Annotated in this window: 1 protein-coding gene; it reads left to right on the forward strand. The window is 56.7% G+C overall.

From position 1 onward, the window contains the following. Positions 1-1544, forward strand: a 1544-nt coding sequence (locus tag ACRBG0_RS28580; protein WP_431490233.1) for an FG-GAP-like repeat-containing protein, incomplete at both ends; no start/stop codon positions are given.

Genomic DNA, 1544 nt, shown 5'->3' on the forward strand with positions numbered 1-1544 from the left:
TCCAGCCTTGGCGCCGGCGACGACATCGGTGGATACTTTGGCCTCGGCACAGCCGGCTCAATCACGAGCGTAACGGTAACCTGGCCATCAGGTACGGTGCAGACCGAAACAGGTATTGGCATCAACCAGCGTAGCCTCATCGTTGAAGACGCAACACCTCCGGGTGGCGGTCTGTTTACAGATGTATCAACAGCAGCCGGCGTATCGGCCACACACGACGGGGATCTGTTTCCTGTAGTTGGGGACCCGCGCAAAGGTACTGGTGCTGCATGGTTTGACTACGACCTCGACGGCGACATGGACCTCTACACCACGATGCGTACACAGGCAAACTTCCTGTGGAGCAACAACGGTGACGGGACCTTCACCAACATGGCTGCCGCAGCCGGCGTCGAAGACGCATCGCATGACGGTGGTGGTGTTGTAGTTGCTGACATCGACAACGATGGCGACAAAGACCTCTTCCTTGCCAACGGCGACGAAGACGTGCTCTACCGCAACAACGGCGATGGCACATTCACCGATATCACGGCCGGCTCAGGCATCGACGCGTTGCTGGAGCACCGCGCTTCCTCAGCCTCGTTTGGTGACTTTGACAATGACGGTTTTGTAGACCTCTACATTGCCAACCACACAGCAGTAGCTGGTGCTTCATTTGATGGCATCAACGGCCAGGACTACATCTTCCACAACAACGGCGACGGCACATTCACCGACGTATCGGATATGTTGATGGGCGTTGACCGCGAAGGCCGCAGCTTTGTTGGTGGTTTCACCGACTTCGATAAAGACGGTGACCTGGACGTGTTCAAAGTGAACGATTGCCCAACCTCAAGCACCGATCCAACCGAGTTCTTCCGTAACGACGGCGGAACCGACGGCGCAACGGACTGGACGTTCACCGAAGTTAGTGCCTCAATTGGCGCCGACTGGTGCCAGCAGGGCATGGGCCTTGCAATGGGCGACTTTGACCGTGACCAGGATACAGACCTTTACTTCACTGACAACGGCAACACGAGCCCAACCTCAGCGAATGTTCGCGCTGGTGGCGTCTTCCTGCGTAATGATCTCACGACATACACCGAGATCACCGACGCAACGATGACCGACAACGACCAGATCACCTGGGGTGCGAACTTCTTTGACTACGACCTCGACGGCTGGCTTGACCTCTATGTTGCCTCAGGCGGCATGCAGGACTTGCAGACGGAGATGAACTCGTACCTCTACCAGAACAACGGTGACGGTACGTTTGCTGATGTATCTACCAGCAGTGGTGGCCTGGATACGCACGAGCGCACCCGCACGAGCGCGTTTGCAGATTATGATGCAGACGGTGACCCGGACATGTTCATCGTGAACTACGAAGGTCAGATGCAGCTCTTCCGTAATGACAACGCGAACTTCAACAACTGGGCGATCATCGATCTCCAGGGTGTGACGAGTAACCGCGATGGTATTGGCGCGAAGATCGAAGTACTGACAAGTGACGGTGTGACGCAGTACCACGAAGTCCGCAGCGGTTCCAGCCTTGGCGCCGGCGA

Source organism: Lewinella sp., assembly GCF_050633125.1.
GTDB lineage: Bacteria > Bacteroidota > Bacteroidia > Chitinophagales > Saprospiraceae > Lewinella.